The sequence below is a fragment of the Bacillus sp. BC05(2025) genome (genome assembly GCF_056725905.1).
In genome coordinates, this window is the sequence record NZ_JBWYRA010000003.1 from 127,443 (window position 1) to 151,355 (window position 23,913).

General features: G+C 35.9%; 24 protein-coding genes and 1 tRNA gene. 19 read left to right on the forward strand and 6 right to left on the reverse strand.

The window, feature by feature from the left end; translation table 11 throughout:
• Positions 1 to 29: 29 nt before the first annotated feature.
• Positions 30 to 980 (reverse strand): 4-hydroxy-3-methylbut-2-enyl diphosphate reductase, encoded by a 951-nt coding sequence (locus ACZ76X_RS11305; protein WP_000706669.1) that lies wholly within the window; start codon positions 978 to 980, stop codon positions 30 to 32.
• Positions 981 to 1,069: 89 nt separating this feature from the next.
• Entirely contained in the window at positions 1,070 to 1,819 is a 750-nt protein-coding gene (vrrA, locus tag ACZ76X_RS11310) for a VrrA/YqfQ family protein (protein ID WP_479850742.1), read from the reverse strand.
• A gap of 180 nt (positions 1,820 to 1,999) precedes the next feature.
• On the opposite strand from vrrA, the gene ACZ76X_RS11315 reads away from it, so the two are divergent.
• Both ACZ76X_RS11315 and ACZ76X_RS11320 read left to right on the forward strand, forming a co-directional pair.
• A complete protein-coding gene (locus ACZ76X_RS11315) occupies positions 2,000 to 3,310 on the forward strand; it encodes a DEAD/DEAH box helicase (RefSeq protein ID WP_098667278.1) in 1,311 nt (436 codons plus the stop codon).
• A gap of 134 nt (positions 3,311 to 3,444) precedes the next feature.
• Positions 3,445 to 4,341, forward strand: a complete 897-nt coding sequence (locus ACZ76X_RS11320) for a deoxyribonuclease IV (protein ID WP_098667279.1) — start codon at positions 3,445 to 3,447, stop codon at positions 4,339 to 4,341.
• A gap of 26 nt (positions 4,342 to 4,367) precedes the next feature.
• On the opposite strand, the gene ACZ76X_RS11325 is transcribed toward ACZ76X_RS11320, so the two are convergent.
• Positions 4,368 to 4,622, reverse strand: a complete 255-nt coding sequence (locus ACZ76X_RS11325; RefSeq protein WP_001048963.1) for a DUF2624 domain-containing protein — start codon at positions 4,620 to 4,622, stop codon at positions 4,368 to 4,370.
• Positions 4,623 to 4,772: 150 nt separating this feature from the next.
• On the opposite strand from ACZ76X_RS11325, the gene ACZ76X_RS11330 reads away from it, so the two are divergent.
• The 4 genes from ACZ76X_RS11330 to ACZ76X_RS11345 all read left to right on the forward strand — a co-directional run bounded on the left by ACZ76X_RS11330 (position 4,773) and on the right by ACZ76X_RS11345 (position 7,923).
• On the forward strand, positions 4,773 to 5,651 hold the full coding sequence (locus tag ACZ76X_RS11330; RefSeq protein ID WP_000435958.1) for a YitT family protein: 879 nt from the start codon (positions 4,773 to 4,775) through the stop codon (positions 5,649 to 5,651).
• Between the two features lie 241 nt (positions 5,652 to 5,892).
• A complete protein-coding gene (locus ACZ76X_RS11335) occupies positions 5,893 to 6,663 on the forward strand; it encodes a metal ABC transporter ATP-binding protein (protein WP_001059655.1) in 771 nt (256 codons plus the stop codon).
• A complete protein-coding gene (locus ACZ76X_RS11340; protein ID WP_098667280.1) occupies positions 6,663 to 7,496 on the forward strand; it encodes a metal ABC transporter permease in 834 nt (277 codons plus the stop codon). Before ACZ76X_RS11335 ends, ACZ76X_RS11340 begins: the two co-directional genes overlap by 1 nt.
• 13 nt (positions 7,497 to 7,509) lie before the next feature.
• The gene (locus ACZ76X_RS11345) at positions 7,510 to 7,923 is read left to right on the forward strand and encodes a Fur family transcriptional regulator (RefSeq protein ID WP_001054512.1); all 414 of its coding nucleotides are present in this window, start codon (positions 7,510 to 7,512) and stop codon (positions 7,921 to 7,923) included.
• Between the two features lie 79 nt (positions 7,924 to 8,002).
• Here the strand turns inward: ACZ76X_RS11345 and ispG are convergent, their stop codons facing one another.
• The 3 genes from ispG to ACZ76X_RS11360 all read right to left on the reverse strand — a co-directional run bounded on the left by ispG (position 8,003) and on the right by ACZ76X_RS11360 (position 10,454).
• Entirely contained in the window at positions 8,003 to 9,106 is a 1,104-nt protein-coding gene (gene ispG, locus ACZ76X_RS11350; RefSeq protein WP_011040674.1) for a flavodoxin-dependent (E)-4-hydroxy-3-methylbut-2-enyl-diphosphate synthase, read from the reverse strand.
• 164 nt (positions 9,107 to 9,270) lie between these two features.
• Positions 9,271 to 9,636 (reverse strand): hypothetical protein, encoded by a 366-nt coding sequence (locus ACZ76X_RS11355; RefSeq protein ID WP_098667281.1) that lies wholly within the window; start codon positions 9,634 to 9,636, stop codon positions 9,271 to 9,273.
• 53 nt (positions 9,637 to 9,689) lie between these two features.
• Positions 9,690 to 10,454, reverse strand: a complete 765-nt coding sequence (locus tag ACZ76X_RS11360) for a DUF1189 domain-containing protein (protein WP_000021903.1) — start codon at positions 10,452 to 10,454, stop codon at positions 9,690 to 9,692.
• Between the two features lie 242 nt (positions 10,455 to 10,696).
• Here ACZ76X_RS11360 and ACZ76X_RS11365 point away from each other — a divergent pair.
• The 13 genes from ACZ76X_RS11365 (at position 10,697) to ACZ76X_RS11425 (ending at position 23,908) form a co-directional block, all read left to right on the forward strand.
• Positions 10,697 to 10,770, forward strand: a tRNA-Ile gene (locus ACZ76X_RS11365).
• 221 nt (positions 10,771 to 10,991) lie between these two features.
• The gene (gene sodA / locus ACZ76X_RS11370) at positions 10,992 to 11,603 is read left to right on the forward strand and encodes a superoxide dismutase [Mn] (RefSeq protein WP_001052031.1); all 612 of its coding nucleotides are present in this window, start codon (positions 10,992 to 10,994) and stop codon (positions 11,601 to 11,603) included.
• A gap of 116 nt (positions 11,604 to 11,719) precedes the next feature.
• Positions 11,720 to 12,997, forward strand: a complete 1,278-nt coding sequence (locus ACZ76X_RS11375; protein WP_306183958.1) for an MFS transporter — start codon at positions 11,720 to 11,722, stop codon at positions 12,995 to 12,997.
• 109 nt (positions 12,998 to 13,106) lie between these two features.
• Positions 13,107 to 15,233: a peptidoglycan D,D-transpeptidase FtsI family protein gene (locus ACZ76X_RS11380; RefSeq protein WP_479850506.1), complete on the forward strand. Its 2,127-nt coding sequence runs from the start codon at positions 13,107 to 13,109 to the stop codon at positions 15,231 to 15,233.
• 332 nt (positions 15,234 to 15,565) lie between these two features.
• Complete coding sequence (gene phoX / locus ACZ76X_RS11385) at positions 15,566 to 16,483, forward strand: phosphate ABC transporter substrate-binding protein PhoX (protein WP_479850507.1); 918 nt, start codon at positions 15,566 to 15,568, stop codon at positions 16,481 to 16,483.
• Positions 16,484 to 16,510: 27 nt separating this feature from the next.
• The gene (gene pstC / locus ACZ76X_RS11390) at positions 16,511 to 17,461 is read left to right on the forward strand and encodes a phosphate ABC transporter permease subunit PstC (RefSeq protein WP_479850508.1); all 951 of its coding nucleotides are present in this window, start codon (positions 16,511 to 16,513) and stop codon (positions 17,459 to 17,461) included.
• Position 17,462: 1 nt separating this feature from the next.
• Entirely contained in the window at positions 17,463 to 18,329 is an 867-nt protein-coding gene (gene pstA, locus ACZ76X_RS11395; RefSeq protein WP_098298818.1) for a phosphate ABC transporter permease PstA, read from the forward strand.
• A 28-nt stretch (positions 18,330 to 18,357) separates the two neighbouring features.
• Positions 18,358 to 19,173 carry a phosphate ABC transporter ATP-binding protein gene (gene pstB / locus ACZ76X_RS11400; protein ID WP_098667288.1) on the forward strand — a complete coding sequence of 272 codons (816 nt, stop codon included), beginning with the start codon at positions 18,358 to 18,360 and terminating at the stop codon, positions 19,171 to 19,173.
• A 160-nt stretch (positions 19,174 to 19,333) separates the two neighbouring features.
• Positions 19,334 to 19,990, forward strand: a complete 657-nt coding sequence (gene phoU, locus ACZ76X_RS11405; protein ID WP_098667526.1) for a phosphate signaling complex protein PhoU — start codon at positions 19,334 to 19,336, stop codon at positions 19,988 to 19,990.
• 357 nt (positions 19,991 to 20,347) lie between these two features.
• A complete protein-coding gene (locus tag ACZ76X_RS11410) occupies positions 20,348 to 22,702 on the forward strand; it encodes a sugar phosphate nucleotidyltransferase (RefSeq protein ID WP_479850509.1) in 2,355 nt (784 codons plus the stop codon).
• A 69-nt stretch (positions 22,703 to 22,771) separates the two neighbouring features.
• Entirely contained in the window at positions 22,772 to 22,921 is a 150-nt protein-coding gene (gene rpmG, locus ACZ76X_RS11415; RefSeq protein WP_001265616.1) for a 50S ribosomal protein L33, read from the forward strand.
• Between the two features lie 104 nt (positions 22,922 to 23,025).
• Positions 23,026 to 23,604, forward strand: coding sequence for a 5-formyltetrahydrofolate cyclo-ligase (locus ACZ76X_RS11420; RefSeq protein ID WP_479850510.1), 579 nt, complete (start codon positions 23,026 to 23,028; stop codon positions 23,602 to 23,604).
• Positions 23,605 to 23,707: 103 nt separating this feature from the next.
• A complete protein-coding gene (locus ACZ76X_RS11425; RefSeq protein WP_000253699.1) occupies positions 23,708 to 23,908 on the forward strand; it encodes a YqgQ family protein in 201 nt (66 codons plus the stop codon).
• The last annotated feature ends 5 nt before the right edge of the window (positions 23,909 to 23,913 follow it).

Here is a 23,913-nt window from a genome sequence, read left to right on the forward strand (position 1 = left end):
ACCGTTGCTCATGAAGGCAACGGTTTTTATTATTGTTCTTTTTTCACTTTTACACGAGGTAATATTTTTTGTAACGGTACTTTTCGAACTCTTTCCCATGTAGCAGGATTCATTGGGTCATATTGCTCTAAGAAAGCGATAACCTCTTTTGTAATTGGAGTTGGAGTAGAAGCACCTGCTGTAACAGCTACGTTTTCTACACCTTGTAGCCATTCTAATTTGATTTCACTTACGTCTGCAACGCGGTATGCTTTCGTACCAGCGATTTCTTGTGATACTTGTGCTAAACGGTTTGAGTTGTTACTTTTCGGATCACCGACAACAATTGTTAAGTCTGCAACATCAGCTTGCTTAGCAACGGCTTCTTGGCGAACTTGAGTTGCTAAACAAATTTCCTTATGGAATTCTGCTGTTGGGAATTTTTTCTGAATGTCCTCCATTAAATGTTGAACATCCCATTGGCTCATCGTTGTTTGATTTGTAACTAAAATTTTATCCGTTGGAATTTCTAATGTTTTTAAATCATCAGCTCTTTCAATTAGATGAACGATATCAGGTGCAATACCAACTGCGCCTTCTGGTTCTGGATGATTTTTTTTGCCGATATAAATGACATGGTAACCTTCAGCTTTCTTTGCCTCAATAAGGTCATGTGTTTTTGTGACATCTGGGCAAGTGGCATCGATTGTTGTTAAACCTTTTTCTTTTGCACGTTGTTTAACTTCTGGAGAAACACCGTGTGCAGTAAAAATAACAGTACCAGAATCGATTTTATCTAAAATGTCTAATCGACTTGGGCCGTCTAATGTGATGATACCATCTTCTTCGAATGCATCTGTTACATGTTTGTTGTGAACAATCATACCTAAAATATAAATAGGTCTTGGTAATGATGTATCTAATGCGGCGTTACGTGCAATAACCATCGCGTCCACAACACCGTAGCAATAACCACGAGGGGAAATTTTAACAATTTTCATATGAGTAATCCTCTCCTTCTAAACAAGGGATACTTTTGTGCATAGTCTTTTACATTATAAAGGAGGAGTGAATAGAAAACAAAGGATTGTTACACATATAGTTTTGGTTTTGTTGCTATTTTTTGAACGGGCCCCTCTTGCACCTCTTTTTCTATGACCGGCTCGATCATTATTTTTTTTCTTTTTCTTTTTTTCGGAGAAGGAGGTGGAGTTGCTACCTCAACCTTCTCTGTTACGTCTTCAGTTTGATCTTCGGTTTGATCTTCTTCCGTACTTTTTCCAGAGGTGAGGATTTTAACAATGCTTGGTAGGTTACGCATAATGGGACCGTATTGTTCGACGACAGGGCTTACAGATTGAACGACTTGGGATACTTTTTCGATATTGTTTATCATATTAGTTGGATTCGAAATTAAATTTGAAATAAAGCTACCGATGCCGCTGCTTGATGCGGCTGTAGTTTCTGCACCACCTCGCGTTTCATTTGATTCATACATTTGAGGGGGGAACATTCGCTCTGGATGCTGCTGCATATAAGGTTGATATTGTGGTGAGTATTGTGGTGAGTATTGCTGTGAGTATTGTTGTTGGTATTGTGGTTGATATTGCTGTCGATACTGGGGCGGCGGTTGCTGGTGCATCATTGGCGGTCCTTCCATTTGTCGATAAGGCGGAACCATTTGCATGTAAGGTTCGGTTGGATCGTGTTTTTTAAAGAGTTTAGCAAGGAATCCTTTCTTTTTTTGTGCCATCGGTGGTAGTTGTGGAATTGGATATGGTGTATAAGGTTGCTGCCCTGGATTCGGATACATTTGCCTTGTAGGGGATTTTGGAAACATGTGACAAATCCTCCTTTCTTCAATTAGGTATATACACATACACTATGCAATAAGAGGCAAGAAGGTTAGTTTTTGAAGTAAAAACCTAAACTAAAGATGGATTTTACTTGTAGATTTCGATATAATGTAGACTTGACTGATTTGTGCGCGCAGTAGAAATTTAGAAAGAAGGTGTAACTTATGACACAACAAACTTTTACACAGTATGATTTTAAACCATTTTTAATAGATGCAGTTCGTGAACTACGCTTTACAGAGCCGACAGGAATTCAACAGAAAATTTTCCCGGTCGTGAAAAAAGGTGTAAGTGTAATTGGACAATCCCAAACAGGTTCTGGGAAAACACATGCATACTTACTTCCTACATTGAACAGAATTAATGCAAGTCGTGAAGAAGTACAACTTGTTATTACAGCGCCTACTCGTGAGTTAGCACAACAAATTTACGAAGAAATCGTGAAATTAACAAAGTTCTGTGCGGAAGATCAAATGATCACAGCACGTTGTTTAATTGGTGGAACTGATAAACAACGATCAATTGAAAAGTTGAAAAAACAACCTCATATTGTAGTTGGAACACCAGGACGTATTAAAGATTTAGTGGAAGAGCAAGCACTATTTGTTCATAAAGCAAATACTATTATTGTCGATGAAGCAGACTTAATGCTTGATATGGGATTCATTCATGATGTAGACAAAATTGCAGCACGCATGCCTAAAAACTTGCAAATGTTAGTTTTCTCTGCAACAATTCCTCAAAAACTAAAGCCGTTTCTGAAGAAATATATGGAGAATCCAGAGCATATTCATATCAATCCAAAACAAGTTGCGGCTGGAAATATTGAGCATTATTTAGTGCCTTCTAAACACCGTAACAAAATCGATTTAGTGAACAAAATGTTGCTACAATTTAAACCGTATTTAGCAGTTGTTTTCACGAATACGAAGAAGATGGCGGATCAGGTTGCTGACGGATTAATGGAACGTGGCTTAAAAGTTGGACGAATTCATGGAGATTTATCACCGCGTGACCGTAAAAAAATGATGAAACAAATTCGTGACCTTGAATTCCAATATATTGTTGCAACTGATTTAGCAGCACGTGGTATTGATATTGAAGGGATTAGTCATGTTATTAACTACGAACTTCCATCAGATTTAGATTTCTTCGTTCACCGTGTTGGAAGAACGGCACGTGCAGGGCATTCAGGTATTGCAGTGACGATTTACGATCCAGCGAACGAAGAAGCGTTAGATAGTTTAGAAAAACAACGTCATATTGAGTTCAAGCATGTAGATTTACGCGGAGATGAGTGGGCGGATTTAGGTGAACGCCGTCGTCGTAAGAGTCGTAAAAAACCAAATGATGAAATGGATGTTATGGCAACAAAAGTTGTTAAAAAGCCGAAAAAGGTAAAACCAAATTATAAACGTAAACTTGCAACAGAACGTGACAAAGTGAAAAGAAAATATAGCAATAAAAAAAGATAAGGGATTTCCCTTATCTTTTTTTATCCCGCTATTTATGGAGATAATAATCAGTGGAGAATGGAAAAAACAATTCACTACATATTTCTACAAATTATGCTATCATTATATCTATTGTATATTGAAGAGGTGATTGTATGTTAAAGATTGGATCTCATGTTTCCATGAGTGGTAAGAAAATGTTATTAGCAGCAAGTGAAGAGGCTGTTTCATACGGTGCAACAACGTTTATGATTTATACAGGTGCACCGCAAAATACAAGAAGAAAACCAATTGAGGAATTGAACATAGAAGCAGGAAGAAAACATATGGAACTAAACGGTATTGAGGAAATTATTGTACATGCGCCATATATTATTAATGTCGGAAATACGACGAAACCAGAAACATTCCAATTAGGTGTAGACTTCCTTCGCATGGAAATCGAAAGGACATCGGCATTAGGTGTAGCGAAACAAATCGTTCTTCACCCAGGTGCGCACGTTGGTGCAGGAGCAGATGCTGGTATTCAACAAATTATTAAAGGGCTGAATGAAGTATTAACGCCAGACCAGACGGTTAACATCGCGTTAGAAACGATGGCAGGTAAAGGGACAGAATGCGGCCGTAGCTTTGAAGAAATTGCAAAGATAATTGACGGTGTAACATATAATGAAAAACTATCCGTATGCTTTGACACGTGTCATACGCACGATGCAGGATACGATATCGTAAATGACTTTGACGGTGTATTAAATGAGTTTGATAAGACTGTTGGTATTGATCGCTTACAAGTACTTCATATTAATGATAGTAAAAATGTACGCGGCGCAGGAAAGGACCGTCATGAAAATATCGGTTTCGGTCATATCGGTTATAAAGCGTTGCATTATATTGTGCATCATCCGCAATTAATGCACGTACCAAAAATTCTGGAAACGCCATATGTAGGTGAAGATAAAAAGGACAAGAAGCCGCCATATAAATTAGAAATCGAAATGCTGAAAAATGGTACTTTTGATGAAGGACTTCTTGAGAAAATTAAAGCGCAATAAGAAATAAGGAGGGGAAAATCCCCTCCTTATTTTAGTAGTTGCTGAAATAAAGTATTTACTTGTTGAGCAGTAGCGGGCGAGGTTACTTGGGCTATTTGTTTTAAGAGCGCTAGTCGTTCGTCATTATCGTAAATGTTAATATTCTTTCCTTTCATAAGTCCAACAATTTGATCAGCTTGTGCAGTCGTAATTGGAACGTCATATTCTTTACTATATTTCAATAATTCCTTTGTAGAAATATGATTTAACTTTTTATTTACAAGTTGTTTAATGAGGTTCATCGAGTTATCCTCCTTCACACGTTCTTCTATCGAAATATATGAGTACGTAGCTTGTACATATTCGTATAGAGCTTCTTTTTTCATGAGAAAAAGAAGCGTATGTTATAATATAAGGACAAAACTATAGAAAAAGAGTATAAGGGAGGACTTATGGAGCAGAAGCAACATCGAAAAGAAAGTGTTATCCATCTTATTTATCGTTTAGTTATGATTATTTTTGGGGCAGCATGCGCAGCGGTAGCAATTGAACTATTCTTAATGCCAAATAAAATTATTGATGGTGGAATTATTGGTATTTCTCTTATATTAGATTATCTTACTCCTAATATTTGGTGGTTAAGTTTTTCTACCTTAGTCGTTATCCTCAATATCCCATTTATGTATTCGGGTTATAAGCAAATCGGAAAAACATTCATGTTATCTTCGGCATTCGGTATTGTAGCTTTAGCGTTTATTGAATCAACGTTACATGCTGTTCCGCCATTTACAACAGAGCCGATTTTAGCGACAGTGTTTGGTGGTCTTATTTTAGGTCTTGGTGTAGGGCTCGTTATTCGTCACGGTGGATCAATGGACGGAACAGAAATTATGGGTATTTTATTAACGAAGAAATTACCTTTCTCCGTTGGCGAATTTGTAATGTTTGTGAACTTATTTATTTTTGCATGGGCAGCATTTGTATTTGGTGTGGAACAAGCTATGTATTCTGTCATGACGTACTATATCGCATTCAAAACCATTGATACAGTCATTCAAGGTTTAGATGAAACGAAAGCAGTTTTAATTGTATCAGATCAATATGAGGAAGTATCAAATGCGATTTTGCATCGTCTTGGCCGTGGAACTACAAAACTTGTAGCGAAAGGCGGTTACACGGATAAGGAAAAAGAAGTGATTTATGCAGTTGTAACGCGTCTGGAAGTGACAAAGTTAAAATCAATTGTGTATGAAATTGATGCGAATGCGTTTGTTACAATTATGAGTACACAAGAGACAAATGGTGGTAAGTTTAAATCGGCTATTCACTAAAAATATATCGAGTAATAGCTCTCGCCAATTGGAAATGGGATGGACTCATTTAATTAAACTTCCACTTTATAGAGATATTTTTTGAAAGCAGAGAATTTTTCTCTGCTTTTTGTTATAATAATAAGGTTTCTTGAAAAAGTAGATATATTTTAGGCAGATTGGTTTACAACTATAATAAGCTATACTATAATTCAAATAGATATAAATCGGAATCATTCTGAATTAAAATAGGTGAGATGCTATGAATAATATATTAGAAATAGAAGGACTGTCATTTCGATATGAAGATCGAAATGTGTTAGAAGATATTAATTTGCAAGTTCCGAAGGGAGCTTTTTTAGGTTTAGTTGGACCAAATGGTTCTGGGAAATCAACGTTGCTAAAATGCTTATTAGGCGTTTTAAAGCCAAAACAGGGAAGTATTCGTTTGTTTGGTGTTGATAGTAAGAAGTTTAAAGAATGGAACAAAGTTGGTTATGTGTCGCAAAAGGCAAATAGCTTTAATTCTGGTTTTCCGGCAACTGTGTTTGAAGTTGTGTCAATGGGACTCGTTTCGAAAAAAGGGCTATTTCGCTTTTTCACGAAAAGCGATAAGGAAAAGGTAGAAAAAGCGATTGCTGATGTAGGAATGAGTGAGTTTCAAGGGCGCAATATCGGAGAACTTTCTGGTGGACAACAACAGCGTGTATTTATTGCTCGTGCGCTCGTTAGTGATCCTGAATTACTTATTTTGGACGAGCCTACTGTTGGAATCGATGTGAAGAATGTAGAAAGTTTTTATGAGATATTAGAGGATTTAAACAAGAGGTTAGGAATCACATTAATTCTCGTTACGCATGATATGGGAGCTGTTACCGAGAAAGTAACACATGTTGCATGCCTAAACCAACATTTACATTTCCATGGAAATGTAGAGAAGTTCCGAGAGTTAGAAGATGCGGAAATGTCCGTCTTATATGGACATCATGTTCATCGTTTAGAACACGAGCATGAGCATCACGGGAGGATATAATGATACAAGATTTTTTACAATATGACTTTTTACGTAACTCTTTATATGCAGGGATTTTAATAGGACTTGTTGCGCCACTTATCGGTGTATTTGTTGTCATTCGCCGTATGTCGCTTATTGCAGATGCATTAAGCCACGTAACATTATCGGGTATTGCTGCAAGTTTACTACTAGAAAAAACAATTTTCACAGGGGGATTTTTAAATCCGTTATATATGGGAATGATTTTTTCTATTGGTGGAGCGTTACTTATTGAAAAATTACGTACTGTATATAAACATTATCAAGAATTAGCAATTCCGATTATTCTTTCAGCAGGAATGGGGATTGGCGTTATTTTTATTTCACTTGCAAATGGATTTAACACAGATTTATTTAGTTACTTATTTGGTAGTGTAAGTGCTGTAACAAGTACGGATTTAATAATCATTGGTATTGTAGCAATTGCTGTTATTGTAACGATTACTTTATTATACAAAGAGTTATTTTTACTATCGTTTGATGAGGAGTACGCTGTATCAACTGGTTTGAGTGCAAAGTGGATTCACTTTATTTTCATTATATTGGTTGCGCTTGTCATTGCGGTATCAATGCGTGTAGTAGGGGTTCTTCTCGTATCATCATTAATGACGTTACCAGTTGCAGCAAGTATTCGTATTGCGAATGGATTTAAACAAACAATTTTCTTCTCCATTTTATTTGGTGAAATTGCAGTAATTGGTGGAATGTTTGCTTCGTATCAACTTGATTTAGCACCAGGTGGTACAATTGTTATGATAGCGGTTCTTATTTTAATTGGTGCGATTTTATGGAAAAAGAAAAAAACTGCATAAAGTAGGGATAGATATGAATCTAACAGAAGCTTTACGCCTAATGAAAGATAAAGGATACAAACATACTGGGAAAAGAGAAGAGATGCTTAGGTTATTTGCAGCTCACAATCGTTATTTAACGGCGAAAGACGTTTTAGAGCATATGAAGGATGATTATCCAGGTCTTAGCTTTGACACGATTTATCGTAACTTAACGGTGTTTGCTGAAATCGGTGTTTTAGAACAGACGGAATTAAACGGTGAAAAACATTTTCGTTTTACATGTTCTATTATGGAACATCATCATCATTTTATTTGTTTAGATTGCGGAGGGACGAAAGAGATTACTTCTTGCCCGATGGATTTTATGAATAAAGATTTTAACGGTTATGAAGTAACTGGTCATAAGTTTGAAATATACGGCCGTTGTCCAAAATGTGCAAAGTAAAAGCTCGTCAGTTATGTAACTGACGAGCTTTTTTACGTAGAAAAGAAGGTTGCTCACAAATATTGTGGCAACCTTCTTTTTATTGTTCTTGTGTTTCTTTTTCTTTTTCTCGTTCAGCAGCCATTTCAGCAGCAATTACGTCGATTTCTTTTTTCAGTTCTTCTACCATTATTTCTTCTGGTACTTTACGAACGACTTGCCCTTTACGGAATAATAGTCCTTCTCCACGTGCGCCGGCAATGCCGATATCAGCTTCACGAGCTTCACCAGGACCATTTACAGCGCAGCCAAGTACTGCAACTTTAATTGGTACTTGTAGTGTAGAGATATATTCTTCCACTTCATTAGCGATACTAATTAAATCAATTTCAATACGACCGCAAGTTGGACAAGAAATAAGTGTTGCTGCATTAGATGCAAGGCCGAATGACTTTAATAGTTCACGCGCAACTTTTACTTCTTCAACTGGATCAGCACTTAATGAAATACGTAGTGTATTTCCGATGCCTTTACTTAAGATTGCTCCAAGACCAGCGGCACTTTTTACAGTTCCAGCAAATAACGTTCCAGATTCTGTAATACCTAAATGTAATGGGTAATCAAAAGCACGTGCAGCTTTTTCGTATGCTTCAATTGCTAAGTTAACATCAGAGGCTTTCATAGATACGATAATATCATGGAAATCTAAGTCCTCTAAAATTTTAATGTGATGTAGGGCGCTCTCAACCATACCATCTGCAGTTGGGTATCCGTACTTTTCTAAAATGTGACGCTCTAATGAACCTGCGTTTACACCGATACGGATTGGAATACCGCGTTCTTTTGCTGCATTTACAACAGCTTCTACTTTATGGCGACGACCAATGTTACCTGGATTGATACGTACTTTATCAATGCCACCTTCAATTGCTTTTAAAGCAAGGCGATAATCAAAATGAATATCAGCAACAAGTGGAATGTTGATTTGTTTTTTAATATCAGCAATAGCATTTGCTGCGCGTTCGTCTGGAACAGCAACACGCACGACTTGACAGCCAGCTTCTTCTAAACGTTTAATTTCAGCAACTGTTGCCTCAACATCATGTGTTTTTGTTGTTGTCATACTTTGTATAATTAATTCATTATTACCGCCAATTGTTAAATTACCGACTTTAACTGGACGTGTTTTTGTACGATGAGTCATTTCATTCACGAATAGATCGCTCTCCTTATAAAAGAAGTTTCTTATTTAGTCCCTTATATCAATGAAAGTATACGTGATACAGGGCTATAGAAACCGAAGTGCTCGGTTTCACTTTTACTATTGTATCAGCGCCTTTATGTAATTGACAAGGATTAAGTGATTGCTTATTGATATAACGGGAATTTATAAGACTTTCCAAGTTGTATTTTTGTAGCGGATGTATTTTTATTTAATTGTTTAAAATCATCAATTACTTTTTCGATAGAAGGAATTTTCTTCTTATTAATTGCTTCTGTAATGGAAAGAACCGTATCACCTGTTTTGACTTCGATTGTTTTATAAGTGACATCTGTTTCTTTTTCCGCTTTGTTCTCTTTCTTTTGTTTCGTATCTGTACTTTCTTTTTTTATCGTTTCGGCCGCATTTGTCTTTTTATATGAACTTAACATCGGTAAAGTGCCGATTTTTATATCGTAATAAAATATATAACCAAGAACAAGCACGAATAAGAATATACCTAATCTTTTCATATTCTTCACTCCTTTGCTAGGAATATATGCTTGTCCAAAAAAAAAATGCCTATTTAGGCATTTTTTTCGTTCGGTTTTGGAACTTCTTTAATTGTTAAATATAGGACAATTAAAACAACTGCGATATAAATGAATGTTGAACCAGGTACAACGATTTTGAATAAATCCATAATCATAAAGAAGATTGTTGGAATTGTGTAGCTGTAAGCAGTTAACGTCCATACTTGCTTATAAGATAATTTACGTTGACCACTCATAGCAGAACCGATAAACGCAAGTAAAGTAATTCCTAAGAAAGTAATAAACAGTTGGAATAGGTATACTAACACGCCAATAACTGCTAATAAAATTGGATAAATACTATCGAATACAGAAATAAAATCTTGCAAATCTTTCTTCTCAAGAGATGTCCCTAATAAATCATTGTAGGAGTATGTTTGTGTTTGACCATTTCCTATAGAAACTACTTTATCTTTTAAAATAAATAAACCAGTTTTATTCTGATATTTTTCTATATCTGTTGTGTTTGGGTCAAATACGAAAAGGGCATCTCCCTCTTCTTTTTGAATAGGTTGCTCAATATCAGCTTTTAGTTCACCATTTTCGATTTTAAAATCAGGTAAATCTTTTTCAATTGCTTGATTTACCATAGTAACACTATCTTGGATAAAGCTACCGTAAAAGAATGTTCTTGGAATAGTAGTGATTAGACAAAGTAGCATAATATACAAAATTGTTTTTCCGATTTTTTGAAAACGGAATAACGCCATATCTTTAGGCGAATATACGCTTTTGGCTAATTGGGTAAATATGGACATAGATTCACTTCCTTTATGTATGTATAAAATCATTGTAACGTAGGAATCTAAGGAATCTCAAGATATATTATATTTACATATAGTGGAGATAACTAAATTTCTTTTTATTAATTTTCTTCTTTTAAACGAGAAAAATACAATTGACACTTTTCTTTTTTATATGGTAAATTTATCTTACATTTCTTAAAGAATATATCCGATAGGAATTCCTTTATTTGATGTATTGTTACATACATAATTGTGGACCCTTAGCTCAGCTGGTTAGAGCAGACGGCTCATAACCGTCCGGTCGTAGGTTCGAGTCCTACAGGGTCCATATCCATTTCACATGTTTATTATGTCAGCAGGAAGCTTCCTTGTAGAAGGGAGCTTTTTTTACGGAATATATGAGCATTTTAATTGAAAAGAAGTGGGAATTTTGCTACTTTAATGATAGCAAGACAATGTGATTTATTTGTTTGCACCCTATGGCAATTAGGGTAGAATGAAGTTGTATGTCACTTAAGTGGCAATACATAAACTGGGAGGAATATAACAATGGCAAAACACGAATTACCAAATTTACCTTATGCGTATGATGCTTTAGAGCCTCACTTTGACAAAGAAACAATGAACATCCATCATACAAAACATCATAACACGTACATCACAAACTTAAACGCTGCTTTAGAAGGTCATGCAGAATTAGCTGACAAAAGCGTAGAAGAATTAGTTGCAAACTTAAACGAAGTACCAGAAGCAATCCGTACAGCAGTACGTAACAATGGTGGCGGACATGCTAACCATACATTCTTCTGGACAATCTTATCTCCAAACGGCGGCGGACAACCAGTAGGCGAACTTGCAACTGCAATTGAAGCGAAATTCGGTAGCTTCGATGCATTCAAAGAAGAATTCGCAAAAGCTGGCGCAACTCGTTTCGGTTCTGGTTGGGCTTGGTTAGTAGTAAATAATGGTGAGTTAGAAGTAACAAGCACACCAAACCAAGATTCTCCTCTAACTGAAGGTAAAACTCCAGTTATCGGTTTAGATGTTTGGGAGCATGCTTACTACTTAAATTACCAAAACCGTCGTCCAGACTACATCGGTGCATTCTGGAACGTTGTAGATTGGAACGCTGCTGAAAAACGTTACCAAGAAGCAAAATAATTGTAATAACGATAGAAAAAGCTAGGAGAATGCTCCTAGCTTTTTTCTGTACTTTCCTTTTACATAATTGGGCTTGTCTTTGGAAGACTAGAACATGAAGTAAAGGAGAGTTGTGTATGAAGTGGAAACATGTAATTGGTGACGTTGAAGTGAATCGGGATTTAGTGTTATTACTCCTTATCGGAGGTTTATACACGCTCGCAATTTCTTTATCGAATACGTTTGTTAACATTTATTTATGGAAACAAACACAAAATTATGTGAATCTTGGCTTGTATAATTTGGCCAGCGTTGTATTGCAGCCTCTCACATTTCTTGTAGGTGGGAAATTAGCGAAGCGTATTGATCGCTCAATCTTGTTACGAATAGGTGTAGGCACGCTCGCGATTTTTTTTATCGTTGTTTTAGTAGCGGGGAAAAGCGCTTCTCACTATATTTTATTGATGGGGGCTCTTTTAGGAGTCGGATATGGTTTTTACTGGCTCGCGTTTAACTTATTAACATTTGAGATTACAGAACCAGAAACAAGAGATTTCTTTAACGGATTTCTTGGGCTTCTTACATCCTTCTCTGGCATGATTGGACCGATAGCAGCTGGATACACAATTTCACGTATGGAAAAGTGGAGTGGTTATACGGTTATATTCTTTCTTTCGTTACTGTTATTTGCAATTGCTGTCATTTTAAGCTTTTTTGTATCTAAGAGAGAATGTGAAGGACGATATGAAATTGTACAAGTATTGAAAGAGCGGCAAATTGATAAAAATTGGGGAAGAATTACACGTGCTCATTTTTTCCAAGGGTTGCGAGAGGGAACGTTTATTTTTGTTATTTCAGTGTACGTGTATTTAGCAACTGATAGCGAGCTTGCATTAGGGAAATATAGCTTAGTAAATTCGGCAGTATCATTTGTGTGTTACTATTTAGTCACTCGTATGTTAAAGAAGGAATGGCGGAAAAAAGCAATTTTGCTTGGAGGCATTATTTTATATGCTGTCGTATTTTTAGTTATATTCAACGTTACATACACAAAATTACTTATTTATGCAGCGTGTATCGCGATTGCATACCCCATATTACTCGTTCCGTACGGATCCATGACATATGATGTAATTGGTAGAGCGAAAAATGCGAGAGAGTGGCGAGTTGAGTATGTAGTTGTTCGGGAATTGTGGTTAAATGCAGGAAGAATTTGCTCGATTTTAAGTTTTTTATGTGCTGTACTATTCTTCCCTCCTGAAAAAAGTTTGCCGTACTTATTATGTATTTTAGGTGCAGGACATTTTCTTATTTATTTTGCAGTTAAAAATGTCAAATATAATGAGGGAAATGCGAGTAAAACAAGTGTTGTAACGCAAGGGACCACGCAGAATCAAACAGAACCAGAAGGTTAACTTCTCGGTTGTTTTATGCTAGAATAGAAAAAGATGTAAGACAGCAGTGAGGACACCTGTATGAAGGTGTCCCTTTCACATTACATAGCTGTTGGTAGAGGGGGTTTGTATGGGCAAGAAGCAGAAACAACAAAAGAAAAAGACTCACGTTCCTTTTCGGTTAAACGTGCTGTTTTTCTGCGTGTTTTTAATGTTCTCCGCGGTTATTGTAAGGCTTGGTTATGTACAAATTGTTCGCGGTGAGGAATATAAGAATGAAGTGGAGAGGAAAGAAAACTCGACGATAAGTAATCCTGTACCACGTGGGAAAATATTTGACCGTTATGGGCGAGCTGTAGTAGATAATGCAGCTGTACGTACGATTACATTTACAAAAATGAAAGGATCAACTGCAGAGGCTCGCTTAGAAACAGCGAAAAGGCTAGCAGATTTGATTGAGGTACCGACAGATAAATTAACAGATCGCGATAAAAAAGATTATTGGCTTGCTATTCATAAAGAGGAAGCGAAAGAAAAAATTACGAATAAAGATCGTCAAGATTTTAAAGATAAAAAAATTGACGATAAAGAATTAGATGAGCGTCAACGAAATCGCGTGACAGAAGAAGAAGTGAATCAATTATCCGCAAAAGATTTAGAAGTACTAGCGATTAAAAGCAAAATGGACGGCGGATATGCAATGACACCACAAGTCATTAAGAAGGATGCTACAGAACAGGAATATGCGATTATTAGTGAAAATCTAGCAACATTACCGGGTGTAGATACGAATGTTGATTGGGATCGAAAATACGTTTATGATGATTTGTTCCGAAGTGTACTTGGCGGGGTGTCAACGTCTGATGAAGGTTTACCGAGAGAAAGACTAGATTACTATCTTGTTCGTGATTATAATCGAAATGACCGCGTAGGGAAAAGTTATCTTGAGCAGCAATATGAAGATAGTTTGCACGGTAATAAAGCGGAAGTGAGAAATATTACAGATAAAAACGGTAATATTTTAGAAACGATTAATGTATCAAAAGGACAAAGTGGTAACGATCTAAATTTAACAATTGATATGGAATTACAAAAGCGTGTAGAAGAAATTATCACGAAAAATTTATTGAGATATAAAGGGGGACAACCTCTTTTAGATCGTGCATTCGTTGTAATGATGAATCCAAAAAATGGTGAAGTTTTATCTATGGCAGGGAAACAGTTAGTGGAAGAAAATGGCGAAACGAAAGTGCAAGATTTCGCATTAGGAACGATGACAAGCTCTTATCCGATGGGATCAACTGTAAAAGGTGCGACAGTACTTACAGGATATCAAACAGGTGCAATTCAACCGGGTTCAGTTCAACTTGACGAACCAATTAGATTAAAGGGAACGCCACAAAAATCTTCTTGGAAGACGATGGGATATATTAATGATTTAACAGCATTAAAAATGTCTTCTAACGTATATATGTTTAAAACAGCGATGAATCTCGCAGGTGTTCAATACGTAAGGGGTGGTACGTTAGATATACCACAAAAAGCATTTGATACGATGCGTTATTATTTCGGACAGTTTGGACTTGGTGTAAAAACAGGTATTGATTTACCAAATGAATCTGCGGGTCAAACAGGCAGAGGGAATCAGCCAGGTTTCCTATTAGATTTATCAATTGGACAGTATGATACGTATACACCACTTCAATTAGCACAGTATGTTTCAACAATTGCAAATGGTGGTTACCGTATGCAACCGCAAGTTGTAAAGGAAATTCGTCAACCGTCAGTGAAACCAGAAGAAACTGGAAAAGTTGTTCATTCAATGGAACCAAAAGTACTAAACCGTATCGATATGCCTGAATCACAAATTAAACGTGTTCAGGAAGGATTTAGACAAGTATTTAATGAGTCTGGTGGTACAGCTGCGAAATACTTTACAGGCGCACAATATAAAGCTGCTGGTAAGACAGGTACAGCTCAAACTGTGTATGGCGGAGATAAAGAGATTGGTAGAAAAGCAAACGGTGAGCGTAAAGAAACATATAACTTAACATTAGTAGGTTATGCGCCACTTGAAGACCCTGAAGTAGCATTTTCTGTTGTTGTACCTTGGGTAGATGATAAATCAGGTATTAACGGATATATTAGCCGTGACATTATGGACGCGTACTTTGATTTGAAAAAAATAGAAAATGGTGAAGCTACAAAAGAAGAAATAGATAATAAAAAGAAAAATAAAGAGCAAGATGATGAATAAAAAAGTTGTAAAAAAAGCACACTATCTGAAAAGATAGTGTGCTTTTTTTTATGGTTCATGCATACGTTTTAATAAAGTGGACAAGCATATCATATCGGGAAATTAAGGGGCCTTGTAAGTGATACGTATGCATTTCTCTATGGGAGATAACGATTTTATGGACTAATTATTAGTGAAGATGAATGGTGGTTACGGATTAGAATTTCACCTAATGTTGATTCTTGTGGAACTTTACAAAACTTTTACAAACAATTAAAACCGAATTAATAGTTTAGCAGTATTCTTATATCTGTAATCCTGTTATTTTCGGTTACTTCTAGGAGGAAGAACACGTGAAATGGATAAGTGCATCAATTAAAGTTTTCATACTGTCGACATGTTTCCTTTATGTTGGCACGTCTACTGCATTTGCTGTGAATGAAATGGGAGAAGTGAGAGTTGATGGATCCTCAACGGTTTTTCCTATTATAGAAGCGGTAGCGGAGGAATATACAAAGGTGCATCCAAACGTGAAAATTTCCATTAGTGTTTCTGGAACAGGAGGAGGATTTAATCGTTTCAGTAAAGGAGAAGTGGATATAAATAATGCTTCGAGAGTAATGAAACAAGTGGAAGAAAATGAAATGAAGAAAAACTTCATTCAGTTTACACCGTTTGAAGTTGCTTACGATGGTCTTACGATCGTTGTGAATCGCCAAAATACTTGGGTAGATAATATGACGGTAGACGAGTTACGTCTATTATGGAGTGAAGATGGAAACGAAAAGCGATGGTCACAAATTCATTCTTCATGGCCACGCGAACAGGTGAAATTTTATGCGCCAGGTGTAGACTCTGGCACGTATGATTATTTTCAAAACGTCATCTTACAAAATAATCGCATTGTAAAAAAAGTCTCTTTGTCTGAAGATGATCAAGTTATTATGCAAGGGGTAATGAATGATAAAAATGCTATTGCTTTTGTAGGATATGCTTATTATATGGCCAATCAAGATAAGGTGAGAGCAATAAAAGTGAATGATGTACTTCCAACGAAAGATACGATTCAATTAGGTGAATATAAGCCATTATCTAGGTCGCTATTTGCTTATGTAAATAATGCATCTATCCGAAATAAAATGACTGTAGCAAATTATGTTGAGTTTATGATTCAACATGTTGGTAATCTTGCTGAAGAAGTTGGGTATGTAAAATTACCAAAAGAAAAATACAATGAACAGCTGCGGATGTTAACAGAAATAAAAAGGTAATGTCAGGGTGGAAAGGGGTTTTCATCTTTGGCTCATAATGACAAAAGTCAAATTACATTTTCTGTACAACATTTGATTGAAAGAAATACAAAACAAAGAAAAAAAACGCAGCGAATCAATCGAATCGTTCCATTATTACTAAAAATAATTGCTAGCGTGTCTATTGTGACGACACTTGGAATTATTTTCACATTGGCAAATGAAACAATGATGTTTTTCCGAAAAATACCATTGCTCTCCTTTTTGACAGAGAAAGAATGGTTACCTTTTTTTGAAGATCCTAAATTCGGTATATTACCACTTATATGTGGAACGTTCCTTGTAACAACAATTGCTATGTTCGTAGCAATTCCTATCGGTTTAGCGTGTGCCGTATTTTTAAGCGAATATGCTTCAAACGGTACAAGAAAAGTATTAAAACCGATGTTAGAACTATTAGCAGGTATCCCGACGATTGTATATGGTTTTTTTGCATTAACAGTTGTCACACCGCTTTTACAGCGGATTATACCAGATTTACAGTTTTTTAATGCGATTAGTCCAGGTATTGTTATTGGCTTTATGATGATACCTACAATTGCATCTTTGTCTGAAGATGCAATGAGAGCTGTAGCGAAAGGGACGAAAGAAGCTTCGTTAGCACTTGGAGCAACTCGGTTTGAAATGGTAAAACAAGTCGTGTTTCCTTCGGCTTTTACAGGGATTATGGCAGCGATTATACTAGCGGCTTCTAGGGCAATTGGTGAAACGATGATTGTTGTAATTGCAGCGGGATCCACGCCGAACGTATCGCTCGATCCGACACACTCTATTCAAACGCTAACAGCTTATATTGTGCAAGTGAGTTTAGGTGATGCTCCGCATGGAACAATTACGTATTACAGCATGTACGCTGTAGGCGCAACGTTATTCTTGTTTACTTTTATCATGAATATCATTTCGCAGTTTATTATGCGCCGCTTTAGGAGGGTGACATAATATGCGAATGTTGAATCATAAAAAAATACAAGAAAATATGGCATCGCGGTTTTTAAAAGATCGAGTTTACAAAATGTTATTTTATATAGCCATCTTGTTTTCAATAGTAATACTGCTTGTTTTGCTTTTTCAAATTTTTGAAAAAGGTATAAGTTATCTTTCATTAGATTTCTTTACAAGCTTTGCTTCGCGGAATCCGAAAGAAGCTGGAATTGCTGCAGCATTGTCAGGAACAATATTATTTATGAGTATTGTTATACCAGTCTCCTTTATATTTGGAGTTGGAACTGCTCTTTATTTAGAGCAATATGCGAAGGAATCTATATTTAAAAAGATGATAGAAATTAATAATCAAACGTTAGCAGGAGTACCTTCCGTCGTATTTGGATTACTCGGCTTAACTATTTTTGTATATGCTCTTCATTTAGGGGAGAGTATCATTGCGGCGGCACTGACGATGAGTTTACTCGTCTTACCTACAGTTGTTGTGGCAAGTCAAGAAGCGATACGATCTGTACCAAGTTCGTTATTAGAAGCTTCTTACGGGTTAGGTGCTACAAAGTGGCAAACGATGTATCAGATTGTATTGCCATATGCTTTCCCGGGAATTATAACGGGTTGCACGTTAGCGATATCAAGAGCGATTGGAGAAGCGGCACCGTTATTAGTTATTGGAGCACTTGCATTTGCAAATTATGTTCCATTTAGCATGTTTGATAGATTTACAGTTTTACCAATTCAAATTTTTAATTGGATGAGTAGACCGCAAGAAGAATTTCAGTATGTAGCAGCTGCTGGAATGATTGTTTTGTTAGGTTTGTTGCTCTTTATTAATATATTTGTCCTATGGTTACGAAATCGAAAATAAGTTGGAAATGGATGAAAGGGGAATTCAAATGGTAGCAACAGTAGTAAATGTACAGGTGAAAAATGAGGAGAAAATTGAGACTGCGCCAAAGAAAGTAGTATTTGATACGAAAAACTTAAATTTATGGTACGGAGAAGATCACGCTTTAAAAGATATTAACTTAAGCATTCATGAGAATGAAGTTACAGCAATTATCGGGCCAAGTGGTTGTGGTAAATCAACGTACTTAAAAACATTAAATCGTATGGTAGAGTTAGTACCAATCGTGAGAACTACAGGTGTAATTGAATATAGGGAGCGCAATATATTTGATAAATCATATCCAGTTGAAGAATTGCGAACACATGTAGGAATGGTGTTCCAAAAGCCAAATCCATTTCCAAAATCTATTTATGAAAATGTAGCATACGGTCCGAAAATTCATGGTATTAAGGACAAGAAAACGTTGGATGAAATTGTTGAAAAAAGTTTACGTGGAGCAGCAATTTGGGATGAGTTAAAAGATCGTTTGCACGATAATGCATACGGTTTATCCGGTGGGCAGCAACAGCGTCTATGTATCGCGCGTTGTTTAGCCATTGAACCAGACGTCATTTTAATGGATGAGCCAACATCGGCACTAGATCCAATTTCAACATTAAAAGTAGAAGAATTAATTCAAGAGTTAAAGAAAGACTTTAGTATTGTTATCGTAACTCATAATATGCAACAAGCAGCGCGTATTTCAGACAAAACAGCTTTCTTCTTAAGTGGAGAAGTTGTGGAATATACAGATACAAATAAATTATTTACGACACCTTCAGATAAGCGTACAGAAGATTATATTACAGGCCGATTCGGTTGATATCGCTAGCAAGGCTAAGAGCAAATACCCTCTTAACAGAGGGTATTTCTTGTTTTACTGAGAAGGAATACTTCTCCTATTTAAGGCTGATTACAGAGATAAGGGGCCTTACATAGCAGATTTATATATAATGGCACATAATATTGAGGGGGAAGAAATAATGGTAAGAGAACAATTTCAATGTGATTTAAAAACGTTACAGCAAAAGGTGATTGAGCTTGGAGAGCTTGCGAGAGAAGCTTTATTGCTTGCTATGGAAGGTCTTCATAAAAGGGATGTAGAGAAAGCGCTAGAGGTAATAGATGGTGATTATCGTATGGATAATTTAGAAGAAGAAATAAATGATCTTGCGCTTATGCTTATTACGAAGCAGCAACCTGTAGCAAGTGATTTAAGAAGGATTTTCATTTCAATTAAGACAGCGACAGATTTAGAACGTATTGCAGATCATGCTGTTAATATTGCGAAATCAACAATTCGTCTTGGGGAAAAAGAAGCGTCTGTTAGTTTGCACAATCTTGATGAAATGTTTGCGATTGCAAATAAGATGTTACAGTTAGCGTTAGATGCATATGAGCAAGAAAATTTAACTTTTGCGAAACAAATTGCTGAAATGGATGATTCAGTTGATGAAATATATGGGAAAGCGATTCGTGAATTTATATCTTCAGTCCCAGAACAACCAGAAGCAATTACACAAATTACACAATTATCGTTTGTAGCAAGATATATTGAGCGTGTAGCAGACCATATTACAAATATTGCTGAAAATGTTTTTTATTTAGTAAAAGGAAAGCATTACTTATTAAATGAATAAAGAAAAAAAGCAGGTGAAACATCACCTGCTTTTTTTAGTCAAAACATGACAAAAAAAGCTCGTTGTTTCCTTTAGTTTATGATGATAAGATGTATCATAATATAATGGAAAAAATAGGACATATATGTTGTTCACTTATTAAGGAATATTTTACCAAGTTAATAGTAAGCGCTTACTTTTTACTTTTAAAAGGTGCATGTATATAGGGAGTTTTACCATTTGTCAGCCATCAGCGGGAGATGAAAAAAATTCCTACTAAGTTAAAGTTTCATTTTATACTGCTAGTTACTGCGGGTTAGATAATATACATATCGTATATGAAGTTACTGAACATTATATAAGTGGAGGCTGAAGTATATGAAGGGGGTTATTTTAGCTGGAGGAAAGGGACGACGCCTTAGACCATTAACATGTAATACTCCAAAGCCGATGTTGCCATTATTAGAAAAGCCAGTTTTGGAATACAATATTGAATTATTACGTCAGCATGGTATTCGTGAGATTGCAATTACTGTTCAGTATATGAGTACGGCCATTAAACAATATTTTGGTGACGGTAGCAAATGGGACGTTAACTTGTACTACTTTGAAGACTCTCCTCCGCTTGGTACTGCAGGAAGTATTAAACAAGCGGAAAAATTTTTAGATGAAACGTTTGTTGTCATAAGTGGGGATGCTTTAACTGATTTTCAATTATCAGAAGGAATTATGTTTCATGAACAAAAGAAAAGAATGGTAACTATGTTTGTAAAGGAAGTAGAAAATCCACTCTCATTTGGTTTAGTTGTAATGAACAAAGAACAAGAGGTTACACGATATATTGAAAAACCGAGTTGGAATGAAGTGGTCTCTAATATTGTGAATACAGGTATATATATTATGGAGCCAGAAATTTTTTCTTACATACCACCCCGAGAATTTTTTGATTTCAGTCAAGATGTGTTTCCCCTATTAGCAAATAAGAAAGCATTATTTGCGTATTTGTCAGAAGGTTATTGGTTAGATATCGGTACATTTGATCAATATCGACAAGCACAATTTGATTTGTTAACGAAAAAATTACAAGTACCTATTCCGTATACGGAAGTATTACCGATGGTATGGATGGGAGAAGGGGTAACGATTGGAAAAGGAACGAAAATTCACGGCCCTTCTTTTATTGGTGAAGGAGCAAAAATTGGTGCTGGATCTGTAATTGAGCCGTACTCTATTATCGGGAAAAATAGTGTTGTTTCAAGTTATTCTCATCTTCAAAAGAGTATTATTTTTGCAAATGCGCAGATTGGGAAATATTGCGAGTTATTAGAAACGACAATAGGAGAACATACAATGGTGGAAGATGACGTTACATTGTTTCAAAAAAGCATTGTAGCGGACCATTGTCATATAGGGAAAAGTGCGGTAATTAAGCAAAAGGGAAAACTATGGCCATATAAGGCGATTGACAGTCATTCGGTAGTCGGATCGGCTGGTGTTCAAGAAAGTGAAAAGAGTGCAGGCTGGTTGCAAAAAAGCCGCATTGTAGGAAGAGGTAATGTGGAGATTACGCCTCAATTTATTGTAAAGGTTGCGATGGCGTACGGATCTCTTTTTGCCAAAGGGGAAAGTATATTAATTGGAAGTCAAGAACATATAGAAACGACCTCTTATAAAAATCTTTTTCTTCATGCAATTCATGGTATTGGAATTCATACGATGGAATGCAAAGAAATGAACGAATCACTTTTTCAGTACAGTATTCAAGATTTGCAATGTGCGGGCGGGGTTTTCATCCAAGTGGAAAAGGAAAAAGAGGTTGTTATAAAGTTGTATGGCAAGGATGGAGTACAATTAACGTATAAGCAGCAAAAAGCGATAGAACAAGTATATATATCTGAGTCGTTTTATTACGTATGTGAGAAGGAAATGGGGCGGAATAAGCTAGTACACGTTTCTTTACATGATTATATAGAGGCTGTGTTAGAGCGCATTGATATTGAGAAAATACAAAAACAGAAGTTCCATCTTCTTATTAATAAGAGAAATGATATGTTACAACATTTGCTTATGCTCTTTTTGCAAAGGCTCGGATGCACAGTTACGTGGATTTATGCGGGCGAACAAAAGGATCATGTGAAAGCTTTGATGAAATCAAGTAAAGCAAATATGGCGCTTATGTTTTCAGAGCAAGGAAATTACTTCGAGTTATATGATAACCATAGTAATATTTACCAAGGGACAGATTTTGAAGAGATTGATATTCCAGATTTATTACTTGAATCGACAGGTAATATTTACCCCATGTCTTTGAAATTAGGAGAATGTTATCTTCTATTTTATACGCAGGATGAAAAAAAGTCGTTTCAAGCGAGATGGAAGCGAGATATTTTATATCGAATTGGAAAATTATTCGAGTTAATAGCATTGCAGGGAAAAACCTTTCTCAGCATAGTAGAGCAATCGCCGCCGCTTTATTTACTTTGTGATGAAGTTGTATGTTCGTGGAATGAAAAAGGGAAAGTAATGAGGAAATTATTGGCTGATATGGAAAGAAAGGAAGAAGGTATATTTGAAGGAGTACAGTTCAAATATACCGAAAAAGAGTGGTCTTATATCGTTTCTGACACAAAACAACCGAAATTTTTAGTGTATTCACATGCTAGAAACCCAGTAATAGCAAGGGAAAACATGAAAAATCTTATAGAAAAAATTAGACAATATCAAAAGGTGTAGAATTTTTATTTCAAAAGTGGTATTATAGTATAGTCTGATTTAAGTTATTAGTACTGGAGGGAAATAAGAATGCGTGTGAATATTACTCTAGCATGTACAGAATGCGGAGATCGTAACTATATCTCAAAGAAAAACAAACGTAACAACGCTGAGCGTATCGAGCTTAAAAAGTATTGCAAGCGTGACAAGAAGTCTACGTTACACCGTGAAACAAAGTAAGCAGTAGGAATATTTTCCTACTGTTTCTTTTTTTATTCGATTCCTCTGTTAAAAATGATACACTATCATCGTAGAGCAAAGTATCACTGTGAGGGGGAAAATGTGTGAGAGAAGAGAAAGTACGTTTACGTAAACAAATAATAGAGCACATGAATTCTTTATCGGAAGAACGGTATACAACTTTATCAGAACAAATTGCATTTTCGTTGTATGCACAAAAAGAGTGGGCTGAAGCTAAAACAATTGGAATCACCCTTTCAATGGAAAATGAAGTAAATACATATCCTATTATCGAAAAAGCTTGGGAAGAAGGAAAGAAAGTTGTTGTTCCGAAGTGTAATAAAGAAACACGAACAATGTCCTTTAGGAAAATAAGTAATTTTGATCAATTAGAAACAGTGTATATGAACTTACGTGAACCAATTCCAGCGCTTACGGAAGAAGTGAATGCAGATGAAATTGATCTTCAAATCGTGCCAGGCGTAGCTTATACAGAGCGAGGAGAACGGATTGGATATGGCGGCGGCTATTATGATCGTTATCTCGTACATTACAAAGGGAAAACGCTATCATTAGCCTATAGTTTTCAAATGGTAGACCATATTCCACTAGAGCCGTTTGATAAAAATATAGAAAAAATTATTACAGAAAAAGGAACAATGGTTAAAAATGGGCTTGTATAGACAAATAAAAATTGACGAGACTTTTTCTTCTTGATTATAATAAAATATGTGAACGTTTTCTTATTATAATTTTTTATAGTAAGTGAGCATAGAGGGTGATGAAATGGTATCTATTTATGATATTCAGCAGTTACTAAAGAAATTTGGTACGATTATTTATACGGGTGATCGAATTGCAGATTTACAATTAATGCAAGATGAATTGCGTGAATTAAATCAATCACAGCTAATCGATCCACAAGACTATCAAACAGCTTTATTTTTATTGAAGCAAGAAATTCAAAAAGAGCTAAATAAGAATTAGATAAA

Excerpts from the sequence above, each read along its gene's own strand:
- ACZ76X_RS11305 (WP_000706669.1), bottom strand. The coding sequence starts at position 980 with ATGAAAATTGTTAAAATTTCCCCTCGTGGTTATTGCTACGGTGTTGTG.
- vrrA (WP_479850742.1), bottom strand. The coding sequence starts at position 1,819 with ATGTTTCCAAAATCCCCTACAAGGCAAATGTATCCGAATCCAGGGCAG.
- ACZ76X_RS11315 (WP_098667278.1), top strand. The coding sequence starts at position 2,000 with ATGACACAACAAACTTTTACACAGTATGATTTTAAACCATTTTTAATA.
- ACZ76X_RS11320 (WP_098667279.1), top strand. The coding sequence starts at position 3,445 with ATGTTAAAGATTGGATCTCATGTTTCCATGAGTGGTAAGAAAATGTTA.
- ACZ76X_RS11325 (WP_001048963.1), bottom strand. The coding sequence starts at position 4,622 with ATGAACCTCATTAAACAACTTGTAAATAAAAAGTTAAATCATATTTCT.
- ACZ76X_RS11330 (WP_000435958.1), top strand. The coding sequence starts at position 4,773 with ATGGAGCAGAAGCAACATCGAAAAGAAAGTGTTATCCATCTTATTTAT.
- ACZ76X_RS11335 (WP_001059655.1), top strand. The coding sequence starts at position 5,893 with ATGAATAATATATTAGAAATAGAAGGACTGTCATTTCGATATGAAGAT.
- ACZ76X_RS11340 (WP_098667280.1), top strand. The coding sequence starts at position 6,663 with ATGATACAAGATTTTTTACAATATGACTTTTTACGTAACTCTTTATAT.
- ACZ76X_RS11345 (WP_001054512.1), top strand. The coding sequence starts at position 7,510 with ATGAATCTAACAGAAGCTTTACGCCTAATGAAAGATAAAGGATACAAA.
- ispG (WP_011040674.1), bottom strand. The coding sequence starts at position 9,106 with ATGACTCATCGTACAAAAACACGTCCAGTTAAAGTCGGTAATTTAACA.
- ACZ76X_RS11355 (WP_098667281.1), bottom strand. The coding sequence starts at position 9,636 with ATGAAAAGATTAGGTATATTCTTATTCGTGCTTGTTCTTGGTTATATA.
- ACZ76X_RS11360 (WP_000021903.1), bottom strand. The coding sequence starts at position 10,454 with ATGTCCATATTTACCCAATTAGCCAAAAGCGTATATTCGCCTAAAGAT.
- sodA (WP_001052031.1), top strand. The coding sequence starts at position 10,992 with ATGGCAAAACACGAATTACCAAATTTACCTTATGCGTATGATGCTTTA.
- ACZ76X_RS11375 (WP_306183958.1), top strand. The coding sequence starts at position 11,720 with ATGAAGTGGAAACATGTAATTGGTGACGTTGAAGTGAATCGGGATTTA.
- ACZ76X_RS11380 (WP_479850506.1), top strand. The coding sequence starts at position 13,107 with ATGGGCAAGAAGCAGAAACAACAAAAGAAAAAGACTCACGTTCCTTTT.
- pstA (WP_098298818.1), top strand. The coding sequence starts at position 17,463 with ATGCGAATGTTGAATCATAAAAAAATACAAGAAAATATGGCATCGCGG.
- pstB (WP_098667288.1), top strand. The coding sequence starts at position 18,358 with ATGGTAGCAACAGTAGTAAATGTACAGGTGAAAAATGAGGAGAAAATT.
- phoU (WP_098667526.1), top strand. The coding sequence starts at position 19,334 with ATGGTAAGAGAACAATTTCAATGTGATTTAAAAACGTTACAGCAAAAG.
- ACZ76X_RS11410 (WP_479850509.1), top strand. The coding sequence starts at position 20,348 with ATGAAGGGGGTTATTTTAGCTGGAGGAAAGGGACGACGCCTTAGACCA.
- rpmG (WP_001265616.1), top strand. The coding sequence starts at position 22,772 with ATGCGTGTGAATATTACTCTAGCATGTACAGAATGCGGAGATCGTAAC.
- ACZ76X_RS11425 (WP_000253699.1), top strand. The coding sequence starts at position 23,708 with ATGGTATCTATTTATGATATTCAGCAGTTACTAAAGAAATTTGGTACG.